General features: G+C 46.8%; 24 protein-coding genes. 16 read left to right on the top strand and 8 right to left on the bottom strand.

Going from position 1 to position 22,569, the window contains the following annotated elements; translation table 11 throughout:
• Positions 1 to 34: 34 nt before the first annotated feature.
• Positions 35 to 1,720, top strand: a complete 1,686-nt coding sequence (locus tag QTP81_RS13545; protein WP_289366254.1) for an NAD-dependent malic enzyme — start codon at positions 35 to 37, stop codon at positions 1,718 to 1,720.
• A gap of 371 nt (positions 1,721 to 2,091) precedes the next feature.
• Positions 2,092 to 2,853, top strand: a complete 762-nt coding sequence (locus QTP81_RS13540; RefSeq protein ID WP_289366253.1) for an MBL fold metallo-hydrolase — start codon at positions 2,092 to 2,094, stop codon at positions 2,851 to 2,853.
• 32 nt (positions 2,854 to 2,885) lie between these two features.
• On the opposite strand, the gene argA is transcribed toward QTP81_RS13540, so the two are convergent.
• Genes argA through argC form a run of 6 tightly spaced genes read right to left on the bottom strand, consistent with a single transcriptional unit; the run spans position 2,886 to position 9,586 of the window.
• The gene (gene argA / locus QTP81_RS13535; RefSeq protein ID WP_289366252.1) at positions 2,886 to 4,196 is read right to left on the bottom strand and encodes an amino-acid N-acetyltransferase; all 1,311 of its coding nucleotides are present in this window, start codon (positions 4,194 to 4,196) and stop codon (positions 2,886 to 2,888) included.
• A 2-nt stretch (positions 4,197 to 4,198) separates the two neighbouring features.
• Positions 4,199 to 5,599: an argininosuccinate lyase gene (argH, locus tag QTP81_RS13530; RefSeq protein WP_289366250.1), complete on the bottom strand. Its 1,401-nt coding sequence runs from the start codon at positions 5,597 to 5,599 to the stop codon at positions 4,199 to 4,201.
• Positions 5,600 to 5,601: 2 nt separating this feature from the next.
• Positions 5,602 to 6,816, bottom strand: a complete 1,215-nt coding sequence (locus QTP81_RS13525) for an argininosuccinate synthase (protein ID WP_289366249.1) — start codon at positions 6,814 to 6,816, stop codon at positions 5,602 to 5,604.
• A 13-nt stretch (positions 6,817 to 6,829) separates the two neighbouring features.
• Complete coding sequence (locus QTP81_RS13520; RefSeq protein WP_289366247.1) at positions 6,830 to 7,765, bottom strand: ornithine carbamoyltransferase; 936 nt, start codon at positions 7,763 to 7,765, stop codon at positions 6,830 to 6,832.
• On the bottom strand, positions 7,762 to 8,568 hold the full coding sequence (gene argB, locus QTP81_RS13515; protein ID WP_289366246.1) for an acetylglutamate kinase: 807 nt from the start codon (positions 8,566 to 8,568) through the stop codon (positions 7,762 to 7,764). The genes QTP81_RS13520 and argB overlap by 4 nt, the downstream gene beginning before the upstream one ends.
• Positions 8,561 to 9,586, bottom strand: coding sequence for an N-acetyl-gamma-glutamyl-phosphate reductase (gene argC / locus QTP81_RS13510; RefSeq protein WP_289366245.1), 1,026 nt, complete (start codon positions 9,584 to 9,586; stop codon positions 8,561 to 8,563). The genes argB and argC overlap by 8 nt, the downstream gene beginning before the upstream one ends.
• A 340-nt stretch (positions 9,587 to 9,926) precedes the next feature.
• Between argC and QTP81_RS13505 the strand changes: the two genes are divergently transcribed.
• The 3 genes from QTP81_RS13505 to QTP81_RS13495 all read left to right on the top strand — a co-directional run bounded on the left by QTP81_RS13505 (position 9,927) and on the right by QTP81_RS13495 (position 12,402).
• On the top strand, positions 9,927 to 11,039 hold the full coding sequence (locus QTP81_RS13505) for a Kelch repeat-containing protein (RefSeq protein WP_289366244.1): 1,113 nt from the start codon (positions 9,927 to 9,929) through the stop codon (positions 11,037 to 11,039).
• A complete protein-coding gene (locus tag QTP81_RS13500) occupies positions 11,036 to 11,446 on the top strand; it encodes a methylglyoxal synthase (RefSeq protein WP_289366243.1) in 411 nt (136 codons plus the stop codon). The genes QTP81_RS13505 and QTP81_RS13500 overlap by 4 nt, the downstream gene beginning before the upstream one ends.
• 125 nt (positions 11,447 to 11,571) lie before the next feature.
• Positions 11,572 to 12,402: a type 2 periplasmic-binding domain-containing protein gene (locus QTP81_RS13495; protein WP_289366242.1), complete on the top strand. Its 831-nt coding sequence runs from the start codon at positions 11,572 to 11,574 to the stop codon at positions 12,400 to 12,402.
• 1 nt (position 12,403) lies between these two features.
• On the opposite strand, the gene QTP81_RS13490 is transcribed toward QTP81_RS13495, so the two are convergent.
• A complete protein-coding gene (locus QTP81_RS13490; RefSeq protein WP_289366241.1) occupies positions 12,404 to 13,168 on the bottom strand; it encodes a Spy/CpxP family protein refolding chaperone in 765 nt (254 codons plus the stop codon).
• A gap of 159 nt (positions 13,169 to 13,327) precedes the next feature.
• Between QTP81_RS13490 and QTP81_RS13485 the strand changes: the two genes are divergently transcribed.
• Genes QTP81_RS13485 through trmL form a run of 4 tightly spaced genes read left to right on the top strand, consistent with a single transcriptional unit; the run spans position 13,328 to position 16,897 of the window.
• Positions 13,328 to 14,023, top strand: a complete 696-nt coding sequence (locus QTP81_RS13485) for a response regulator (protein WP_289366238.1) — start codon at positions 13,328 to 13,330, stop codon at positions 14,021 to 14,023.
• Positions 14,023 to 15,447 (top strand): ATP-binding protein, encoded by a 1,425-nt coding sequence (locus QTP81_RS13480; RefSeq protein ID WP_289366236.1) that lies wholly within the window; start codon positions 14,023 to 14,025, stop codon positions 15,445 to 15,447. Before QTP81_RS13485 ends, QTP81_RS13480 begins: the two co-directional genes overlap by 1 nt.
• Positions 15,448 to 15,453: 6 nt before the next feature.
• Positions 15,454 to 16,440 carry an alpha/beta fold hydrolase gene (locus tag QTP81_RS13475; protein WP_289366233.1) on the top strand — a complete coding sequence of 329 codons (987 nt, stop codon included), beginning with the start codon at positions 15,454 to 15,456 and terminating at the stop codon, positions 16,438 to 16,440.
• Entirely contained in the window at positions 16,433 to 16,897 is a 465-nt protein-coding gene (trmL, locus tag QTP81_RS13470) for a tRNA (uridine(34)/cytosine(34)/5-carboxymethylaminomethyluridine(34)-2'-O)-methyltransferase TrmL (RefSeq protein ID WP_289366231.1), read from the top strand. The genes QTP81_RS13475 and trmL overlap by 8 nt, the downstream gene beginning before the upstream one ends.
• Here trmL and ppiC read toward each other — a convergent pair.
• Entirely contained in the window at positions 16,894 to 17,178 is a 285-nt protein-coding gene (ppiC, locus tag QTP81_RS13465; protein WP_289366229.1) for a peptidylprolyl isomerase PpiC, read from the bottom strand. The genes trmL and ppiC overlap by 4 nt on opposite strands.
• 125 nt (positions 17,179 to 17,303) lie before the next feature.
• On the opposite strand from ppiC, the gene QTP81_RS13460 reads away from it, so the two are divergent.
• The 7 genes from QTP81_RS13460 (at position 17,304) to QTP81_RS13430 (ending at position 22,567) form a co-directional block, all read left to right on the top strand.
• Positions 17,304 to 17,777 carry a DUF4920 domain-containing protein gene (locus tag QTP81_RS13460; RefSeq protein WP_289366227.1) on the top strand — a complete coding sequence of 158 codons (474 nt, stop codon included), beginning with the start codon at positions 17,304 to 17,306 and terminating at the stop codon, positions 17,775 to 17,777.
• A complete protein-coding gene (locus QTP81_RS13455; protein WP_289366225.1) occupies positions 17,774 to 18,091 on the top strand; it encodes a hypothetical protein in 318 nt (105 codons plus the stop codon). Before QTP81_RS13460 ends, QTP81_RS13455 begins: the two co-directional genes overlap by 4 nt.
• Positions 18,092 to 18,097: 6 nt before the next feature.
• The gene (locus tag QTP81_RS13450; protein WP_289366222.1) at positions 18,098 to 18,340 is read left to right on the top strand and encodes a DUF2164 domain-containing protein; all 243 of its coding nucleotides are present in this window, start codon (positions 18,098 to 18,100) and stop codon (positions 18,338 to 18,340) included.
• A gap of 119 nt (positions 18,341 to 18,459) precedes the next feature.
• Positions 18,460 to 18,825, top strand: a complete 366-nt coding sequence (locus tag QTP81_RS13445) for a GntR family transcriptional regulator (protein WP_289366221.1) — start codon at positions 18,460 to 18,462, stop codon at positions 18,823 to 18,825.
• On the top strand, positions 18,822 to 19,682 hold the full coding sequence (locus QTP81_RS13440; protein ID WP_289366219.1) for an ABC transporter ATP-binding protein: 861 nt from the start codon (positions 18,822 to 18,824) through the stop codon (positions 19,680 to 19,682). Before QTP81_RS13445 ends, QTP81_RS13440 begins: the two co-directional genes overlap by 4 nt.
• Positions 19,679 to 20,590: a hypothetical protein gene (locus QTP81_RS13435; protein ID WP_289366218.1), complete on the top strand. Its 912-nt coding sequence runs from the start codon at positions 19,679 to 19,681 to the stop codon at positions 20,588 to 20,590. Before QTP81_RS13440 ends, QTP81_RS13435 begins: the two co-directional genes overlap by 4 nt.
• Positions 20,591 to 20,800: 210 nt before the next feature.
• On the top strand, positions 20,801 to 22,567 hold the full coding sequence (locus tag QTP81_RS13430; RefSeq protein ID WP_289366217.1) for a GGDEF domain-containing protein: 1,767 nt from the start codon (positions 20,801 to 20,803) through the stop codon (positions 22,565 to 22,567).
• Positions 22,568 to 22,569: the final 2 nt, after the last annotated feature.

The following is a 22,569-nucleotide window of genomic DNA, read 5'->3' as shown; positions in this document are numbered from 1 at the left end:
GCGAAAACGCGGCTAAACACAACTGAGACTGCGAATGGCTAATAATAATTACCTCTACATCCCTCATGCAGGGCCTGCTTTGTTGGAAACCCCGCTGCTGAACAAAGGCAGTGCCTTCAGTTCCGAAGAGCGCGTACTGTTTAACTTAACCGGCTTGTTACCACCGCGTTACGAGAGTATTCAAGAGCAGGTTGAGCGCGCATACATGCAATACAAAAGTTTTACCAACCCGTTGAATAAGCATATCTATTTACGCGCGATTCAGGACAACAACGAGACGTTGTTTTACCGTCTTATCCAATCGCATATAGACGAGATGATGCCGATTATTTATACCCCAACCGTGGGTGACGCCTGTGAGCAATTTTCTGATATTTATCGCTCATCTCGTGGCTTGTTTATCGCCTACAGTGAGCGCCATCAAATCGATGACATCCTGCGCAATGCCACCAAACGCAAAGTCAAGGTGATCGTTGTGACTGACGGCGAGCGAATTCTCGGTTTAGGTGACCAAGGCATTGGCGGCATGGGTATTCCGATTGGTAAGTTATCGCTGTATACCGCATGTGGTGGTATCAGTCCTGCCTATACGCTTCCAGTTATGCTTGATGTGGGCACAAACAATCAAAAACTGTTGGATGACCCAATGTATATGGGCTCACGTCATCCACGCATCAGCCAAGCTGAATACGATGAATTTGTTGACTTGTTTATTCAAGCCGTTAAACGACGTTGGCCAGAGGCAATGCTGCAGTTTGAGGATTTTGCGCAACCTAATGCTATGCCACTACTCACCCGATATCGCGATCAAATCTGTTGTTTTAACGATGATATTCAAGGTACAGCGGCGGTTACTTTGGGCACAATTTTAGCCGCGTGTCGGGTAAAGCAGGCCAAGCTGTCAGACATGAAAGTCGTGTTTGTGGGGGCCGGGTCAGCAGGTTGCGGTATCGCTGAGATGCTTATCCAACAAATGATCAGTGAAGGTTTAGACGACATTCAAGCTCGCAAGCAAATTTTTATGGTCGATCGTTTTGGACTACTGACCGAGGGTATGGAAGGGCTACGTGATTTCCAACAGAAGTTACAACAGCAACAACAAGACATATCCGATTGGAGTTACAGCGGTGAGTACGCCAGTTTATTGGACGTTATTAACTGCGCCAAACCACACGTGTTGATTGGCGTTTCTGGCCAACCCGGATTATTCACTGAGCAAGTCGTGCGGGCGATGGCTCAACATTGTGAACAGCCTATCATTTTCCCGCTGAGCAACCCATCACGTCAGGTTGAAGCCCGACCTGAGCAAGTCATTGAATGGACGCAAGGCAACGTAATTATTGCCACGGGTAGCCCGTTTAAGCCCGTCGAGTTCGAAGGCGATATGTATCCTATTGCGCAGTGTAACAACAGCTATATTTTCCCGGGCATCGGTCTGGGTGTCATAGCCAGTAAGGCCAAGTTGATCACCGATGAAATGCTGATGGCGACGAGTAATGCACTAGCCGATGCATCGCCTTTGGCTCTTGGGCAAAGCGCTGAGTTATTACCGCCGCTAACAACGATTGCCGACTTGAGTAAAAAGATTGCGTTCGCTGTCGCTAAGGTGGCTATTGAGCAAGGATTGGCTTTGGAGCAAAGCGATGAGATGATAAAAGCCAATATTGAAAAGAACTTCTGGCGCGCTGAATACCGTCCCTATAAACGCGTTAGTATCTAGTTTCTTTGACGCTAAACATCGAAAAACCCGTTGAAAATACGGGTTTTTTTATATCTAAAACAATAGCAAATCGAAAAAGTTTGGCTTTGTTGATTAATGCGGGGCCTCTTTGCCGCGGTTAAATGGCTGTTTCTATTGACGTTCCGGCCTGGCAAATTGTTATGGCAAAGCAGGGACCGACATGTTTTCAAGTCTCAAACGCTTCAATCAATCGTTGCTCAACAAATCGCTCATGATGCAATAGAAGTTGCAAGTTCGGCTTAAGCAGAGGTTGACGCGGTGGCACAAATCAATAGTATTTCCCAAGATTTAGACGCAAATTCGAAAACTCTGGAACGCACCATGCAGGGGTTTAAGATTAAGTAGGTGAAATGCAGCTTCATACTCTTAACGGTTACATTCAGAACATATATCTGGCGCAACACCCCGAAGGATTGATGTTACTGGATGGTTGTAGCCGTGCAGACGTGCCTATGGTTCGACGTTTTATTACCCAAACCTTAGGCCTTAGCTTGCAAGATTTAAAAGTGATTGTGGTGACTCATATGCACCCTGATCACGCGGGTGGTGCGCATCTGTTAAGACGCTTAAGTGGCTGTAAAATTTACTCACACCCAAAGGCTCCAAACTGGTACCGCGGTATTGCCGGTCGCACCGCGCACCTCGTCGATCTCTCACTTGCGTTATGGGTAGCAGGCCGCCTAAACAAGCCGCGCAAAAACATATGGTACTCAGCGGTGCTGAAATCCGATGAGTTTATTCAAGATGGAGCACAGGTTCCAGAGTTTCCGGAATGGCAGGTGCTATATACGCCCGGACACACTGACCATGATTTATCTATTTGGCACGCACAGCAGCGCAAAGTTTATATTGCTGATTTGATTGTGCGAGTAAAAAATCGCTATGTGCCCCCGTATCCGGTATGTCATCCCAATCAATATCGGCGCTCGTTAATTCGTGTGGCGGAATTACCAGATGCGACTTTGTATTTTGCTCATGCAGCACCTGAACATTTAGACTCTGACGCTTTCGCCAAAATCCAAGCGCTGGCCCCCCGGCTGCCAAAAAACACATGGCGCACGACTAAATCGAGGATCTACCGAGCGTTGCGTTTACCTTATTCTTCGACATAAGGTTTCGCCTTGTGTAGGTCCGTGTTCTCATGCTAAATCGTCAGCTCGAACACTTTTGAGTTGCGTTGGAAATTGTAAAGTGCCTGTTTCTCTGAAGGTAAACTGTCAAGTGAAGCTGGCACAAATCCTTGTTCTAAGAACCAATGAGCGGTTACGGTTGTAAGCACAAACAAGCGCTTTATTTGTTGTGAGCGCGCGTAATCGATCACTTCGCTGAGCAAACGCTCACCGCGATTCTTGCCGCGATAGTCGCGATGGGTAGCAACACAGGCTAACTCCGCGCTTTGATTTTCAGGGTAGGTGTACAATGCAGCGCAACCGATGATCATGCCATCGCGCTCGATAACATTAAAATGCTCTATTTCGTTTTCTAACCTTTCGCGCGATCGTTTGACTAATACCCCGCTCTCTTCCAAAGGTTTGATCAAACGCAGAATACCGCCAACATCTTCGATAGATGCGCGGCGCAATTGTTCATAGTGATTGCGTAGAACCAAAGAACCCGTGCCATCGCGCGTGAATAACTCTTCAAGCAGCGCACCGTCTTTCTCATAACTGATACAGTGAGCGCGCGGAATATCGTTAGCCACACTGGTACTTAACGCTCGTAAAACGCTGCCTTCGGTCTCAATTTCATCGCTTTCAATTAAGTTTCGCAGTTGCTCCAATTCAATCGTGCGCAGCAGCTTACCTTGGCGGTCAACTACGCCAGGCCAGTGTGAAAATACAATGAGTTTGTCGGCCGATAAAGCAATTGCCGCTTGAGTCGCAACATCTTCATGGGATAAGTTGAACACTTCACCTGTCGGCGAGTAACCCATGGGTGAGAGGAGTACAATTGAACCATCATTGAGATGGTCATTAATGCCCTCGACATCAATTCGCCGCACGTGGCCGGTGTTTTCAAAATCGATACCGTCGCGCACACCGATAGGTTTGGCCACGACAAGGTTACCAGAGCACACGCGAATTTGCGCACCATGCATGGGTGAGTTGGGCAGCCCCATGGTAAGCAGCGCTTCAATGTGCGAGCGCACTGAGCCCGCGGCATCTTTAACGCATTCTAGAGTAGGTTTATCAGTGATCCGAGTATCGTTTTCAAATCGACCGCTAATGCCGCGAAGGACCACGCGTTGGTCGATTTGTGGACGCGCACCATGAACCAGCACTAGGCGGATCCCAAGGCTCGATAGCAATCCAATATCGTGAATAATATTGGCGAAATTGGCGTGTTCTATTGCCTCGCCGCCAAACATTAAGACAAAGGTTTTACCCCGGTGTGCGTTGATGTAAGGCGCCGAACTGCGAAACAGCCGAATACTATCTTGATCACTGATAACCATGGTCAGTTATTTCCTTGTGCTTCACGTTGCTGGTCATGCCATTCATGCGCAGCAAATAGTGCATCGTTAACCGGTGCAGCACCTGTGCCACCGAGAATATTGCGTTTGTCGACTAAGTAATCGAGATCCAAAATTGGATACACATCATCAGTGATATGTTCACTAATGGCTTGCAGATCGGACAGCGATAAATCTTCTATCCCGCAGTTTTGCTGAATGGCAATCAATACCGCTTTACCCGCTAAGTCATGTGCGGTTCTAAACGGAATGCCTTTACCGACTAAGTAATCGGCAAGCTCGGTAGCATTGGCATAACCTTTTTGTGCCGCATCTCGACAGCGCTCTTGGTTGAGCTCTAAACCATTGAGTACTTCTGCACCAATCGCTAAACAAATATGCCATTGATGGAATGCATCCATGGCACCTTCTTTGTCTTCTTGCATATCCTTGTTGTAGGCCAACGGTAATCCCTTCATGGTTACCAAGAGACCTTGCAAGTGACCAAACACGCGCCCGCATTTGCCGCGCATTAACTCTAAACCATCTGGATTTTTCTTTTGCGGCATCAACGACGAGCCAGACGTTACATCATCTGATAGACGCGTGAAACCGGCTTCACCAGAGTTATAGAATATTAAGTCTTCAGCTAACCGCGATAAGTGCATCATGCTGGTTGATGCACAAAACAGCAGTTCTAAAACAAAGTCGCGGTCTGACACCGCATCAAGACTGTTTTGACAAGGCACAGTAAAGCCAAGCTCATCCGCGATCGCTTGACGATCGATAGGGTAGGTTGTGCCTGCCAAGGCTCCGCAACCCAATGGTGATTGATTGAGACGCTGCTGGGCGTCGTCTAGGCGCGACAAATCGCGCTTGAGCATTTCCACATAGGCCAAGCACCAGTGCGGAAAGCGTACCGGTTGCGCACGCTGCAAATGGGTATAGCCGGGTAAGATGGCGCTTTGATAGCGTGAACCGCAATCCAACAATGCTTTGATTAGGTTTAGAATGTCGTTGCGCAGTTGGCCTATATGAGCTTTACACCAGAGTCTAAAGTCAGTGGCTACTTGGTCATTCCGGCTACGGCCAGTATGCAATTTACGACCAATATCCCCCACCTTATCAATCAAAGCCGCTTCGACAAAACTGTGAATGTCTTCTTCGTTACTTGCAGCAAAATCGAGTTCGCCGGCTTTAGCTGCGCTGAGCAGCTCTTGTAGGGCACTGAGCAATTGCTGATGCTCTTGGTCAGTCAATACGGCCGCTTTAGCAATGGCATTTGCCCATGCAATTGACCCGGTAATATCTTCAACCGCCATTACTTGGTCAAAAGGCAAGCTGTCATTGACCTGCTTGAACATTTGGCTGGTGTCGCCAGTAAAACGTCCTCCCCAGAGTGCCATAACTAGTCCTTACTCGCTTGTTGCTTCAATGCTTTAATGCGGCTGGATAAACTGAACAGACGGATAAACCCTTCGGCATGACTTTGGTCATACACATCGTCGGCACCAAAGGTCGCAAAATCTTCCGAGTACAAACTGTTTGGTGAGCGGCGCTGAGTGACAATCGCTTGACCCTTGTAGAGCTTAACGACAATATCACCGGTCACTAATTTGGCGAAACTAGCTGCGCCCGCTAACAGGGCATCATTCAATGCCGTGAACCAACGGCCGTCATACATCACATGCGAAAACTCTAAGCCAATTTGCTCGCGATATTTAAGTGCGGCTTTGTCGAGTACCATTGTCTCAAGTGCTTTATAGGCTTTGAGCAACACAGTCCCGCCCGGCGTTTCATAACAGCCGCGTGATTTCATACCAACCAAGCGGTTTTCAACAATATCAATGCGACCAACACCATGTGGTGCTGCGATGGCATTTAGTTGCATCAAGGCTTGGTAAGGACTTAAGGCTTCACCGTTTACATGAGTTAAGCGACCTTGGTCAAAGCTCAACGTTATGCTGCCAGGCTCATCAGGGGCTTGCATAGGGTCGGTGGTTAAAGTCCAAACTTGTTGGGTCGGTTCGCACCACGGATCTTCTAACTCACCACCTTCGTGGGAAATGTGCCAAGCGTTTGCATCGCGACTATATATCTTCGTTGCTGATGCAGAGGTCTTGATATTGCGCTCGGCGAGATAATCTAATAAGTCTTCACGAGACACCATATCCCATTCGCGCCACGGTGCGATTACGGTTAGATCAGGGGCGAGGGCCGCAAATGTGCTTTCAAAGCGCACTTGGTCATTGCCTTTACCGGTACAGCCATGGCATAAAGCATCAGCGCCCACTTTACGCGCAATTTCGACTTGGGCTTTGGCGATTACCGGCCGCGCCATTGAGGTACCCAGTAAGTACTCCCCCTCATATACCGCACCCGTTGTAATGGTTGGGAAAATATAGTCGCTAACAAACTCTTCTTTGAGGTCAACGATATAACATTCACTGGCACCAGAGGCCAAGGCCTTTTCTTCAAGACCTTCGAGCTCTTCATCACCTTGGCCAACATCTGCGGCAAACGCGACGACTTCACAGTTATAGTTTTCCCGTAACCATGGAATTATGGCTGACGTATCTAGGCCGCCAGAATACGCAAGTACGACTTTTTTAACTTTACTCATCAATCTTTCCTAATTAATTAACTTTGTTTGCGAGTAAATGCACGAGAATGGCATTTTGCGCGTGTAATCTGTTTTCGGCTTCCAGCATCAAAAGCGAAGCCTCACTATCCATAAGACTGCCGGTTATCTCCAAGTCGCGATGCGCTGGTTGGCAGTGCAATACATATTTTGCTCCACTTGCCGCCATCATTTGCTCGTTGACTTGATAAGGCATAAAGGTTTCTTTGATCTTTGCCAGTGGCGTATCGTCACCCATCGACAACCAGGTATCAGTATAGATGGCATTAATATTATGCTCACTACTACTGAGCGTTTGCAGATCATTGCTGGTGGTAATGGTCACACCGGTTTGCTTGGCAATGTCTTGCGCTCGCGCCAGAATGTCGGCATTGACTTCGTGGCCTGCTGGCGTGACCACGACTTGATTCACGCCAAGCAGTGCACCCAACAACAATAGAGAGTGCGTGACGTTGTTGCCATCGCCTACGTAAGCCAGCGTTAATCCGTGGGTTTTGCCAAAAGTTTCAGTTAGCGCAAGGTAGTCCGCCAGTGCTTGACATGGGTGATACAAATCACACAGAGCATTAACCACAGGGATATTTGCTGACTGGTCTAGTTCAACAAGCGTTTGGTGATCGAAAACCCTGGCGATAACCGCATCTGCCCAGCAGGCGAAATTTGCGCCCATATCTTTAACATCTTCACGACCGGCCAATTTATTAGACTGGCTGTCGAGATAAACGAGGTGTCCACCGAGCTTGTTGATACCAATATCAAAGCTTACGCGGGTTCGCAGTGACGGTTTCTCAAACAAGGCGATGAGTGATTTGCCCGCAAGTGCTTGAGCAAAATCTTGTGGCTTTTGTTTAACCTTTAATGCTAGAGCGAGCAATGCCTGGGCATCCTCTGGCTGCCAGTCAAAAAACGTGAGTAAACTTTTACTACTCATAATTGTACTTCCTGTTGGGGCACTGCGGCATGAACAAAAGTGCCGTAATCGTGTTTGTTATTAGTTGAGGCGTGTTGTACCAATGCATCGGGCGTAGACCAATCACCGATGGTGACACCATGTCCAAGGGTTGTTGCAGCGGCTTGCGCAGCATTAACCTTGACTAGCATGCCCGCTTGAATAACGCCCTCTTGAATTAGCTGTGTTGCTAACGCCTGGGTGAGTGAACTCACTAATTGCTTGTCGCCGTCCAGTACGCCCGGAACATCGGAAAGTAGATACAGATCGGCATCGAGTAACTGTGCGATAGCCGTTGCGGCTTGGTCTGCATTTACATTGAGCAGACGACCACTGGGATCACAGCCAATAGAGCTGATGACGGGCAACTGTTTTGCCGCAAGTAAACTGTGCAACAATTGCGGTTGGTCCGGGGTAGGGGTGCCAACTGCTTGCAGTTGCGCCGACAACACGTCGCATTTGACGCTATTGCCGTCAAACAAGCTCAATCCAACGGTTTTCACTTGTAACGCATACGCTGCAGCACAGATAGCTTTGTTGGCTGTGCCGGCTAAAGCGCCAGTTATAAACGGCATGTGCTCGTCTGGCGTAACGCGCAATCCCTGATGCTTGACCGTTTCAAGCCCGAGCTTTTGCATCAATAGCTCAACGCCATTGCCACCGCCGTGAACCAACACAACAGGTCTGTGCTGTTGTAAGGTTTGCAGGGCGGATAATAGGTTCTGTAACGCGGTTGCGTTTTCGAGTAATGCGCCACCCACTTTTACCACAACAGGCTTATCCATGCTGACTCCCGATTAAACCCGTCGAAGTAGATAAGCCAAAGGCCAAATTAGCACACTGAACGGCTTGGCTTGCGGCGCCTTTGAGTAAGTTGTCAATTGCACTGGTAATGACGACATAGCCGGTTTCTTGACTGTATTGCCAGTGCAAGTCAGCAAAATTTTGGCCAACCACATTGTCCAGTCGCGGCGACTGGGCAACAAGTCTAACCATGGGTTGAGAGCTATATGCATTGAGGTAGGCGGCCTCAACTTGGTCAGCGGAAACGCCATACTTAAGCTTACATACTGTTGTTGCGAGAATACCCCGTTTAAAGTTACCCAAGTGTGGAGTAAAGATTACGGAGCTACCTAGATAAGCACTGATCTCTGGCGTGTGGCGATGACCTAAAATGCCATAAGCTTGAAGACTGACTTCACAGAAGCTGTTTGTCATCGTTGCTTTTCTGCCTGCGCCACTGACGCCTGACGTCGCATTAATGATAGGGAAATGATTCGGATCCAACAGGTCAGCGTGCCCAAGCGGCTTGGTGGCAAGTAATGACGCTGTAGGGTAACACCCGGGAACTGCGACGAATTTAGCCTTAGCAATTAACTCTTGATACCATTCGGCCAGGCCATAGACCGCTTGTCCCAAGGCATGCGGTTGTGTGTGTTGAAAGCCGTAATACCGCTCAAACACTTGCCTGTCTTGCAGTCGAAATGCACCGCTTAAATCAAAGACTTTGGCGCTTCCCGCTAAAAGCTGGCTGGCCCAATCGTGACTGGCTTGATGCGGAGTCGCAAGAAAGATAGCGTCATAATCATGAGCAAGACTAGCTAAGGTTGCATCGTTGAGCGCTTCAAGCTGAGTGTTAACTATACCGTTAAGAGCAGGGTAAAGTACCGAAAGTGGTTGGCCAGCATCAGCGCTTTGCTCCGACACGAACGTTTGCCCAAGCGTAAATTTAGGATGGTGCTGTATAAGGCGGACAAGTTCAGCACCCGTATAGCCACTCGCACCAATTACACATGTTTTCATTTTTATTCAATCTATTAAATGAGGGAGAAAAAACTTTTCGCCTTTGCTCATACGGTTGCCGTCGTATGACCTCTAGCAAAGGCAAAAAGGACGCTACAAAAATAAAACCTTTTATCGTCGGCAAAGCAGGCAGTAGCGATACAGGGAGAAGAACTTAAAGTTGTTTGTAACCCGTTTCATACAATTTGTAAAAGCAAGTGAATTAACCCAACGCCAGAATAACCCAAAGCGAATAAATATGAAATAAAAATGCATAAAAATTTATTTAAATTGAGTCTAAAAACACAAATGGCATAGTTTTTTAACTTATTCTGTGCGATTTTTAAGGCTATTGCCGAAAATGAATAAAGATTTCGTTTTAACGATGAGAATAAAAATAACTCCCAACCGGTCAATGTATCCGCTTGTAGCCATTTTTTTGCTTATTGTCGGTCTTGCGGTGCAAGCCGACAATCGCTGGCCTGTATTACCGGAGCCGGTATCTAATAATGCTGTAGCATTAGTAAGAATTAAAGACAATCCGGTACTTCTATCCTTTATGGGGTTAGCACAGGACAAAGACTGGCGTGCGGTTCACAATCGCGTCTTCAGTTATCAATTAGGGCAAAACGCGTGGCAGCCAAGACAACCCGTGCCCAGCAGCTTGCCCTTAACTGGACGGCTCGCTGCTATTGCGGTTGGAATAGGTGAAGACGCTTACTTGTTTGGCGGTTATACGGTTGCGGAAGACCACGAAGAGATTTCCAGTCCCGACAATTATCGCTATTCGCTACTTACAAATACTTATGACGTTTTGGCGCCTTCACCTGTACCCGTGGATGACGCCGTTGCCTTAGTTTATCAAGAGCGCTTTATATATCTGATCAGTGGTTGGCATAACGACGGCAATGTCAATTTGGTGCAGATTTACGATATCGAAAACAATGCGTGGCAACAGGCCTCGCCATTTCCGGGCAAGGCAGTATTTGGTCATGCGGGCGGTATAGTTGGCAATGTCATGTTGATTTGTGATGGTGTTAGCGTTCGTTATCACCCAGAGAAACGGCGAGATTTCACTATGGAGAGCGCCTGCTTTAGAGGCGAGATCGACAGTAAGAACCAGAGCCGAATAAATTGGACTACTGTGCCACATCCAACAGCAACAGGACGCTACCGGATGGCAGCTTCTGGTTTAGATGATAGGGGAGTGATTGCCTTCGTCGGTGGCGCGACTAATCCATACAACTTTAACGGCATTGGCTACAACGGTGCGCCTGCGGAGCCATCTGCTGATGTTTGGCTTTATCAAATAGAATCTGGCAAATGGCAAGTAGTGACGTCGGGCCATGCGAGTATGGACCACCGAGGGCTTTTAGTTGTAGAGGATGAGCTATTGAGGGTAGGTGGGATGCAAGCTAAGCAATCGGTCAGTGATAAAATTTTTATTGATAATATAAGTGAGATATTGCCATGAGTAAGCCGACCATCGCGCTGGTAGCGCATGATCACAAAAAACCTGATTTATTAGCGTGGGCTAACGCAAACATGCAGCGCTTAGAGCAGTGTCGTCTGGTTGGTACCGGCACCACAGGTGGATTGATCGCAGAGCAAACTGGGCTTACTGTACAGCGTTTTAAAAGTGGACCCCTCGGTGGTGATCAGCAAATTGGGGCGCTGATTGCAGAGGGTGAGCTCGATGCGTTATTTTTCTTTTGGGATCCTCTCAATCCCGCACCGCACGATCCTGATGTAAAAGCATTGCTGCGTCTGTGCTCAGTGTGGAATGTACCGGTGGCTTGTAACCGTTCGACAGCAGATTTATTGATCACTTCACCGCTGTTTTTATCGTTGGATTATCAGCGAGAAGTTCCCAACTATTAATGTGAAACTGTGTAGATATATCGGTGCTCAGTTTACTCTGTGCTGGTTATTACCTATATTTAAACAAGCTAAAGTAATTTAGCTTACGTGCTATGAAGAGCGGCGTAATAGCTACAGAGGTATCAATGCAACGCACAACCCAAGGCCATAGCCCAATATTTATCGCTTTATTGTCAGCGGTTTTATTACTTTTAACTAGTGTTGAAGTGACGGCGAAAGAGCAAACAGTAGTGCGCTTTTGTACCCCAAACGCTGACGTATATCCTTTCTTCATTTTCACTGATCAAGGTGAAGTCACAGGCATCAACCCGCAAATCCTTAGCCAAGTTTTCGGCCATGGGCAACTAGAGAACGTCGCAATACAATACATTATGCGACCTTGGAAGCGTTGCGACGTTGAATTACGCGCTGGTACAGTTGATATGATTATTGGTAGTTACAATGAGCAGCGCGATCAGTTTGGCCTGTATCCTAAAGAGATAGATCCAGCCCTTGAGAACAGTTATTTTTCAAACGTCGAAATTTGTTTAACCACGTTAAATCGACCGAACTATATTGCCAAAGCACAGGCGGGTTTGCGCGGTGAAACCAAATTGACAGTCGGCGTAGAAGCTGGGTTCTCGCAAAGCCATGGCGAGTCTATGGTGATTGACTGGTTAGTTATTTACAATTATCTGGAAAAATTTACGCTGCTAGAACGAGGTCGAGTAGACGCTATCTCGGAGGTTTGCAGTATTGACCAAACGCAAATTAAAACTAAAGCTGACTACGCCGGTATGCAGGATATAAGCACTATCTATGAACCCTATGTAGCCAATCAAGCCTATGTGGTTTTCAGTGAAGCGTTCGCTACGCAACACGCCGATATTGCAAAGACGATCCTTACCCAACTCGACAATTTTGACAAACAATCGATTTATCAATTTTATCAGCAAGGTAAGAATCGTGCCGACTAGCTTAAGCGCCTCGGCCGTGCATTCGTTGTCTGATTTTTCGTTCTGCCTGGTTTAATTTTTCGCGTTGTTCCGGCGTAAGTACCTGCAAAACCTGATGATGCATGTATGCCTTGGCAACCCCTTGCTGAAGTTTAACGCTCTGATATTGAGTATATAAGTCTTGCCAAGCGGCAATATCAAACTCACTAGTGCGGATCAATGCTTGTTCAGCTTGGCGAAACTCCGTCATCCGCGCTTTAGACAGTTCTCGTTGGTCAGCGAAATCACTTCGAATCGTACTAATGGCTTCGTATTGTGCATCAGTTAGGGCTAAACGATCACTGATGCGTTCCCATAAACGCTCTCGCAACTGTCCCCGGTCTCTATTTCTGGGTCCACGCTCGTCAATTAACGCCAACATCTGTGCCTGCTGCTCTGCAGATAATACATTCCAAACTTGATGGCGGGTTTGCGCCTGCTCTAGTTTGCGGCTTTGGTGTAGCTCTGCACGAGCGAGCAAGGCTCGTTCGATTGCACTTTGGTCCCACACGTCCGCTTGGACTAGCGTTTTCATTTCACGGCGTAATTCGCGACCGTCGGTCGCAAAAATGTCAACGTCCGCACGACGTGCGCCGATGATTTGGTTGATCTGTTGTTGCTGTTGCTCGCTCAGTGATAGCTGTTGCAATGCTTTTACCATTGCCGGCTCGTGACGTGGTGCTGCTGTTGCAGTGGCTAGTTGTATAGATAGCGCTACACCGATGGCTGATAAAACTAATTTCTTCATAAATCACCTCATTGGAAAACTGATATTCAGTGCTGATAAGTCTAGCGCCGTCAATGCAAAGAAACGCAAATCGAGTGTAAAGGTTATGTAAAGGCTAAACGCGATTTTGCTTGTGCAGGTTAAGATCCATTATGCTACAGGTCTAACTGGGTAAGACATATGACAAATAAGAAGCTGTTATTAATTGATGATGATGTTGCACTCACTGAGCTGCTTAGCGAATATCTTTCGCCACAGGGTTATGATATTCAGGCCTGTCACGATGGCCTTAGCGGTCTAGAGTATGCCACATCACATAGTGATATAGACGTCATACTACTGGACGTCATGATGCCAGCAATGGACGGTTTCGAAGTCTTAAAACGACTGCGCCAATCGCACCTAACACCGGTAATAATGCTCACAGCGAAAGGCGATGATTACGATCGCGTGTTAGGTTTAGAGCTCGGTGCTGACGATTATTTGCCCAAGCCATTTAATCACAGAGAGTTATCTGCCCGAATTAAAGCGATGATCCGCCGCTCTGAGCATGCGCTGCAAAGCAGTACACAACAGTCTTTAAGTATCGGTAGTATTGTTTTAAATCCAGCAAAACAAGAAGTTCATGCTAATGGTCTGCGACTCGAGCTCACCGGTACTGAATTCATGTTACTGCGCCTATTGATGATGAATGTTGGCGATCTGGTCACTAAGGAAAAAATCAGTGAGCAAGTTTTAGGTCGCAGACTTGCCGCCTTTGATCGAAGCATCGACATGCATGTCAGTAATATCCGCAAAAAACTTGCCGAGCGAGACGTCGCCGAACCTATCAAGACCGTGCGTGGCGCGGGTTATATATTTAGGCAGATTGACTGATGAATTGGCAGCGATTTAATCCGCGCAATAGCTTTTTTGGACGGATCTTTTTTTGGTTCTGGCTGGTAACGTTAAGTAGCATAGGGACGGGCGTTTTAGTGGCATATGCACTCGCTCCCGCACCAGAGTATAGTGAGCCGACCCAAAGTCAGTTGAGCCAGTTAGAACGAGCAGTTGAGCGTTTAGAGCGCATGCGGCTTACATCGCGAGATCAATTGGTGCGGCGCATTCGCCAGTTTAGTCAAGCACGCAATCTCGACGTTTTTCTTATTGACAAAAATAGCGATGACATCATATTTGGATTTCCACCGCCTTCTCGTCCGGCTATTCGACCCTATCGCGACCTGATCAACGAACCCAAACCGGTGGTGATAACGCGCGGAAGTACACGTTTTATTGGACCGGTCGCGGTAACTGTCAACGGTAATAACTATGCCTTATTTGTCGGTACTACACGATTTAAGCCGCCATCTAGAGGGCCATTGTTACTGGTTGTTATCGGAGTTGCTCTAGTTGTTAGTGGACTGTTGTGCTATTTGTTGGCGCGCAGTTTTGCCAAACCCTTAAATGAAATTAAACAGGCGACAGATAGGCTTGCGGTAGGCGATTTAACCAGTCGGGTTACGCTTACCCAGAGGCGCCATGACGAGTTTGCCGCGCTGTCTGATGCCACCAACCATATGGCAACGCAATTGCAGCGTTTATTTAGCGAACATCAACGCTTCTTGGCGGATGTCTCTCATGAATTGCGTTCACCGCTAACGCGCTTACAACTGGCCGTAGGCATTGCTGAGCAAACCTTTGAGTCACAAGGCCCTGATAATGTTGACGATAGCCGTGTCGGTGCGCATATTATCGCGCGGATTAGTAAAGAATCAGAGCTCATGGAGGCAATGATTCAGCAATTGTTATGGTTGTCAAAATTGGAGGTGAGTGCTGATGAACATCATCCACAGAGCATCAGATTGGATGAGTTTGTCGGCAGTGCCATAAAACCCTTATACAAAGACCTCGCCTTTGAAGCAGAGCAAGTCAACAAACAGGTTTCTCTCGATTGCGCTAATTTCAGTAGTCAAGGCAGTGTTCAGCTTTATCCCGAACTTTGGAACAGTGCGTTAGAAAACGTTTGCCGCAATGCGATTAAATACGCGAACCGGAACATCGTTATTAAGCTGTCTGTAACTGCAGATACCCTCTGTGTAGTCGTGGAAGACGACGGTGACGGCGTTCCCGAGCAAGAGCTCGGTATGCTGTTTAAGCCGTTTTATCGGACCGATAAAAGCCGTACGCGCGGTACCGGAGGAGTAGGGCTTGGATTGAGCATTGCACAGCGTGCAATTGAACGCCATGGTGGTAACATAAGCGCCAAATTGAATGAACAACATGGATTGGCGGTACGGATAGAGGTGCCGCTAAACAAATAGGCACAAATGCGGCAACTCTTTGATGAACAGTCTCTGACCACCCTCTACCATGGAGAGATTACTGAGTTTTGGGATCGACATGTAGTGTTGGGTACCTTCACGGGCCAACAAAATGTCCAGATCCACTATGCTTTTTGTGAGCCGGAGTCGCCACGAGCAGCAATTGTGTTATCAAACGGACGCATCGAGACGCTTGTAAAATATAAAGAATTTATCTACGACTGTTATCGCAACGATATTGCCGTTTATACCATGGATCATCGCGGTCAAGGGCTGTCCGGTCGGATGGCAATTGATCATCAACGAGGTTACGTCGAACAGTTTGATGATTACGTGGTCGATTTTAGCGTTTTCGTCAATGATATTGTAAAGCCTAGAGCACCCTCTAAGCCTGCTCTTGTATGTCACTCGATGGGTTGTGCAATCGGTTATTTGACAGCCTCGCGCGAGCCCGAGCTATTTAGTCGAGTGGTGTTTTGCTCCCCAATGTTTGGAATTAAACCAACAGTGCCAGAACCTTTGTTGAGCGTTCTCCTTATGTCAGGTTTAGCGGCAAACTACCTGTTTGGGCGTAAACCGTGGTATGCATTCGGGCAAGGGCCTTACATCGAATTACCATTTCGTCTGAACACACTGACCCATAGTCAAGTGCGCTATAAGTTGTTTCGCGAAGAATACAAGCGCGCACCGGCATTGCAATTAGGGGGGGTGACCTACCAATGGTTGTCGACGGCAATGGATGCTATGAATCAAATTGAAGCAAGTGCGAAAAACTTTCCGCTGCCAACCAAAGTATTGATTTCCGGGGCTGACCGAGTGGTTGATAATCAGCGGATACATCGTGTAGTGCAGCAGTTCCCTGATGCGGATGTTGAGGTTATCGAAGGTGCACGACACGAACTGCTATTTGAAAGTGATCAATATAGAACGCCTGCTATACAGGCGGTACTAGCCTTCGTTTTGGAGGCAGAAACTGAGGTAAACAATGCTTGATATAGTGCTGTATCAACCAGAAATCCCACCCAATACGGGGAATATCATTCGCCTATGTGCCAATACCGGTTTTGCGTTGCACTTAATCGAACCATTGGGGTTTGATTGGGATGACAAAAAAGTGCGTAGAGCAGGGCTGGATTATCACGAGTTTGCTGACGTGGCGCGCTATCCGAGTCTTGAACACTATGTAAAGCAGCGTCAACCCAAGCGTATTTTTGCCTGCACCACCAAAGGTAAAACCTTCCATTCTGATGTGGCTTATCAAACCGGTGATGCATTGCTTTTTGGGCCCGAAACACGCGGTTTACCGGACTCGATCATAGATGCTTTGCCTTACGAGCAGCGCGTCAGGATCCCCATGCTGGCCGGAAGTCGTAGCATGAATTTATCTAACGCTGTGTCGGTGTTTGTATACGAGTCTTGGCGCCAGTTGGGCTACTCGGACGCACGCTAAAAGCGGTTGACGTATAGCGTTTTGATGATGTGATAGCCAAAGCGTGTTTTCACCGGACCTTGAATAGTCAGGACCGGCTTTTTAAACACCACGTCATCAAACGCTTTAACCATTTTGCCCCGACGAAACTCACCTAAATCTCCTCCCCTTTTGCCCGACGGGCAGATAGAGTAACGTTTCGCCAATGTACCAAAGTCTTGACCTTTTTCTAGCTTGGCAATGATATCACGCGCTTGTTTTTCCGATTTTACCAAAATGTGTAAGGCGCTAGCTACAGCCATAATTTGTTCCAGTTAAGTTACTCTGCATTAAGTATACGGTTAAATGGCATTGGAATGAATGAAAGTGATCTTCCATCGCAGGAAGGTTACCATTGCGTTTAAGTAAATGATTTTGGGGAAATACTATGCGTCGAATCACGCTGTTAGCATTACTCGCTTTTAGCGCGCTCACATACGCACAAACATTACGCTTATCGGAGCCGGTTGCAACTACGTCTACGACTGAGACTTTTGGCGCTGTGATTGATGAAACAGTGACGGATGTAGCATTGGCACAATTGCTGGAGGCGCCTACCGACTACTTAGGCGAACCCGTAAAGGTAAATACTCGCATCAGCAAAGTGTGCCAGAAGAAAGGCTGCTTTTTCATTGCGCAGCAAGAAGAACACGTAATTCGCGTGTCCTTTCGCGATTATGGATTCTTCGTGCCGACGGATATCAGTGGTAAACAAGTTACTCTGGTTGGCGAGTTAATAAAGCAACAAATCAGTGAGGCACAGGCTGACCATATTAATAGTGATTTAGCCGGAACCGAAGCGGTGATTACCGCGGGTGTGCAATACGAATTGGTTGCTGACGCAGTGCGAGTGCCTAAATGAAAATATTCAGTTTAGTTTTTTTATTGCTACTGACCAGCCATGTGCAGGGTGAGGAATTTTCCTATGCTGAGATCGCTAAGCGATACCCCGCGGTAAAACTCTCGGATAAGCAAGTGCGCGATGCAACCATGCAAGGCGAGTGCTTGGTAGGTTTAAAAGCGCTTAATTTTCGGCAAAAAACAGATTTTGATCCCGTCGCCGAATGGAGCAACTTTCGTTCAGTTTCTCTACTTGAGCAATTTCCGCCGTGCCAAGTATTGATAATGTTGGAAGTGGCGCAAAAACATGTAAAAGCAGCGCATCAGGAGCAATAACGACATATGATTGAACTAAGATCCGAAGATAAAGCGCATATTATCCTTCAATTACAAGCTTACTTAAGTCGCGAGTTGGATGTGGAAATCGGTCAGTTTGATGCTGACTTCTTACTCGACTTTTTTGCTAAAGAGTTTGGTTCAATCTTCTACAACCAAGGGCTCTATGATTCTCAATCAGTGTTACAAGATAAACTCGAAACACTTAATGACGCCATTGCTGAGCTCGAGAAACCGGTGACGCGCTAGGTTCACCGGCTTACCCTTCCTACCGCTGAAACACTTTTTTACAAACCAAATCGGGGCATACTTTAAATAGGGTGTGTTGGTGATGTATAACACTAGTATATCGATAGAGGAGGTTGTGTATGACAACACAATGGAGCAATGACACGCCCATTTATCTGCAGCTCTACCAGCAAGTGATTGAGCGAATATTAGATGGCGTAATTAACGAAGGTGAGGCGTTGCCATCCGTGCGAACGGTAGCCGCTGAATACCGGTTGAACCCACTAACCATCAGTAAGGCATATCAAATGTTACAAGAAGAAGGGATTGTTGATAAGCAACGCGGTAAGGGCCTGTTTATCCGGCCGGGTACTCGAGAAGACGTGTTGCAGCGTGAGCGGCAAAACTTTTTGCAGCAAGAGTGGCCAGCCATTATGCGTCGTATTGAACGTCTGGCTTTAACGCCAGAAAATCTGCTGAAGGGTAAACAGGAGGGGTCGGTATGAACGCGTTAATTACAATCGAGAACGTAAATAAATCTTATGGTCAACACGCGGTGCTCAAGGATATTAACTTAACCGTTCAGCCGGGACAGATTCTAGGTTTAGTGGGTCCGAACGGTGCAGGTAAAACAACGTGCTTACAAGCGCTACTAGGCTTATCAGAATACACCGGCAAAATTGAAGTCATGCAGCACGATCCGAGTAAGAAACGGCATTTAATGCTTAATGATGTTGCTTATATCGCTGATGTGGCGGTGTTGCCGAAGTGGCTTAAAGTTAGTCAAGCCATTGAATACATGGCTGATGTTCACCCTAACTTCAATCGCGAGCAAGCCTTAACCTTTTTAGGTAAGACCAATATTGGGCTCGATAAGCGAGTCAAGGCATTATCGAAAGGTATGGTCACGCAATTGCATTTAGCGCTTATTTTGGCGGTTGATGCCAAAGTCTTGATTCTTGACGAACCAACATTGGGTTTGGACATTTTGACGCGTCGGCAGTTTTACAATCACCTATTGGAAGATTTCTATGATGAGAGTAAATGTATCATTGTTACGACTCATCAAATCGAAGAGATCGAGAACATCCTGACGGATGTGGCGTTTATTCAAAATGGCGAGATTGTTCTCAATGAGAGTGTCGACAATATACGCAATCGTTTCAAGATATTAGCGGTAGCGAATCAGCAGATGGACCAAGCAAAGAGCCTTAAGCCTTTGTTTTCAAATAGCATGATGGGCATTACTACAATGCTGTTCGACAACGCTGATGAGGAGTCATTGACCGCTTTAGGCAATGTAACCTCACCATCCTTAGCCGATGTGTTTGTCGGCATTATGTCACGGGAGGAATTAGCATGAATATTACAGCTATTCACGCAGGATTTAAGCGCGAAATTTGGGAGTTTAATAAAACCTTATTTTGGGTCCCAGTAATCCTTGCTGGCCTATTGATTTTGGCGCCCTTGCTGCAGCTATTGTTAATCCACGATTATCAATTCGCAAATATCCCATTTAATCTAGAGAAGATGGATGGGGTATCACATCCGGAGTTTTTCTCCAAGGTTGGTTTCGCCCTGACAACGGGCTTGTTTATGCCATTTTTGACAGTCGCATTTTTCATTCAGCTCTACTATTTTACGAACTGCTTGTTTGATGAACGCCGTGACCTATCGATTTATTTTTGGCGCTCACTACCCGTCTCTGATACGCAAACGGTATTGACTAAACTGGCAACCGGAATGTTCGTTGTACCGGGTGTATTTTGTCTAGCAGCGACAGCTGTCTATGCGCTTGCACTACTGGCGTTACTCGTCGTTAGCACGGTTCTTTCCGTTGGTTATGACATCTCTATATGGGCGATTTGGAGCGAGGCAAACTTAGTGACCAACTTGGTCATGGCTTGGCTAAACATTCTTCCATTTGCGATTTGGCTACTGCCAGTATATGCCTGGTTGATGTTGGCTTCAGCGTTTGCAAGCAGAGCACCGATACTTTGGGCAATACTGCCTGTGGTCATTGTGCTGATGGTCGAGTCATTCATTGTCGCGTACTTTCATTTAGATGAGCGCTTTTTTGCTGGGTTGTTGCTCGACTACTTTCAAGTAAGTCTAGATTTATTGCCTGAAGAATTAGCTCATGGAGAGCCAAGCAGCACTTCGCTATTCAGCATTTTTACGAATAAGATTTCCTTATTCGGAACTATTGTCGGTACCGTTTTTCTTGGTGCAACTCTGTGGCTCAGAAAGCATCGTTCAGAAGCGGCTTAGTCTCACGTTCGGATACTTGGCATTGCGCCAAGTATCCGCATCTGTTTGAAAAATCGGCAACTACTTTTAGCGTACTTCCGAAATGCTTGTAGGTTCAGTGAACTCCCCCTACACTTGAACTCCCAGATAAACGCAACCGCGACTGACTGTGAAATGGAAATGTAGAAACAGTCTTGCATGTGCAATTGCAAAAGAGCGATGTAGTTAAAATTGTTAAAGTTTATTCTAATTTTATTCGTTATGGTGACAGCTGGATTTAACCCAGTCTACGCCCAACAACAATCTGTCGACCGCTTTATTGCCGAGTCGCAAACGCCAACATACGATTGCCCGGCAAGCGAACTGGCTGGGCGTATCGATGCTTTTTTTCAAAACGCATCACTTACGCAGCAACAGCGTTATGCACTCACTGTAATGCAAACTCATGGACAGATTTGCGATGCGAAAAATGATATCGCTGAACAAACACTCAACGCTCTGTTGACGCGAGACGACGTTGACCGCTCAACCTTATACTATGCATCCGCTCTCTATCAGTTAGGCTTTATTTATGATGTGCGCGGCGACACGCGACGCTGTGAATACTATCAACGGGCTCAATCACTGGCCGAAAACATCTATACCGATGTCCATTTAAGTGCGTCTTTAGGGTTGATTACAGAATGCGAAGGCAATGAGGACGAAGGCGTAAGATTGGGTAAACTGTTTACGCTACTTGAGCGCTATTCAGTTGCCGAAGAGCCGGGAGCAGTTGCGCATATTCACAATAATATCGGTTTGTTATTTGGAACGCTCGGACAACACGTACTCGCTGCAGAGCAATATATAAAGGCGCATGAAATTGGCCTTGAAGTTTATACCGGCAGTAATCAACTCTCTATATTGATCAGCGCTATTACCTCGTTGATGGCCAGCGGTAATTTTGACCAAGCGAAAGAAACGATTGAAGAGTTCCGTCGCATTAACTACGGGGTAAACACCACTTTATCGAATTTTTGGTTACTGTTCGCTGAAGCTGGCTACTTCTATCGCACGGCGCAGTACGATGAACTGCGCGTGAGTATTGCGCAGTGGCAAGAAATGAAAAACGACATCAATAATGTGACGTACAGAAACTTATTTCGTTGGTATGCCGCTGTACTGTGTTTAGCTGACAAAGATAAAGCCTGTTTACAAACCTTTTTAGATGCCGAAGCGCAAACAAGCGACTCGTATAAAGCCTATGTTGGTCGCAATAAGGATTACCTTAAGTTTATTACTGACGTGCATTTTTTGTTAGGCAATTATCAGCAAGCACAGCAATCATATGAGCGTTTTGCCGACCAATTACTTGAATCTAGTCGCGCCGATCAAGCGTCTGCGAGAATTCTAGGCATTGCTAACCTATACAGCCAAATCAATAGCTTAGAAGCAAGCCTGGAGCGCTCCCAGCGCAATCGCGATCGTTTAGTTATTGCCGGTATTGCGGCAGCCATAGTTTCTTTATTGATTTTGGCTGCATTCCTTTATCACTGGCATATGACGCGCGAATCGATCGACCCAGTTACGCAGCTACTCAACAACCGCACAGCGTTACGCCGTATTGAGCGTATTGCTCCTCCATCGGAGGGGAAAACCAATGCATTAGCGATTTTTGACTTGGGGAACTTCCGTGAAGTCAATCGTCTGGTAGGCTCAACAAAAGCGGATTTAGTGTTAGAACAAATAGCCAATACACTCAGAGACGTTACGCGCGGTACTGATGTGGTTGGACGCTTTGCGCCTGAACAATTCATCTTGTGCTTACCAGATATTGAGGAGCAAACTGCTAAGAGCTTTTTTGAACGCATCCGTGAAGCTTTAGAGAATACTGACTTAGGTGAAGACGCCAATCAGTCTATATCAGTGCGTTCAGCGATTAGTATTTATATCGCGACTTCGGCGTTTGATGATCTCGATGAAATTCTCGACGATATGACGCGTTCGTTTGATATTTGAGT

The sequence above is a fragment of the Neoalteromonas arenosi genome (genome assembly GCF_030362855.1).
Lineage (GTDB): Bacteria > Pseudomonadota > Gammaproteobacteria > Enterobacterales > Alteromonadaceae > Alteromonas_E > Alteromonas_E arenosi.
The sequence above is the reverse complement of the archived record's forward strand: the minus strand, read 5'-3'. Positions and strand labels throughout refer to the sequence as shown.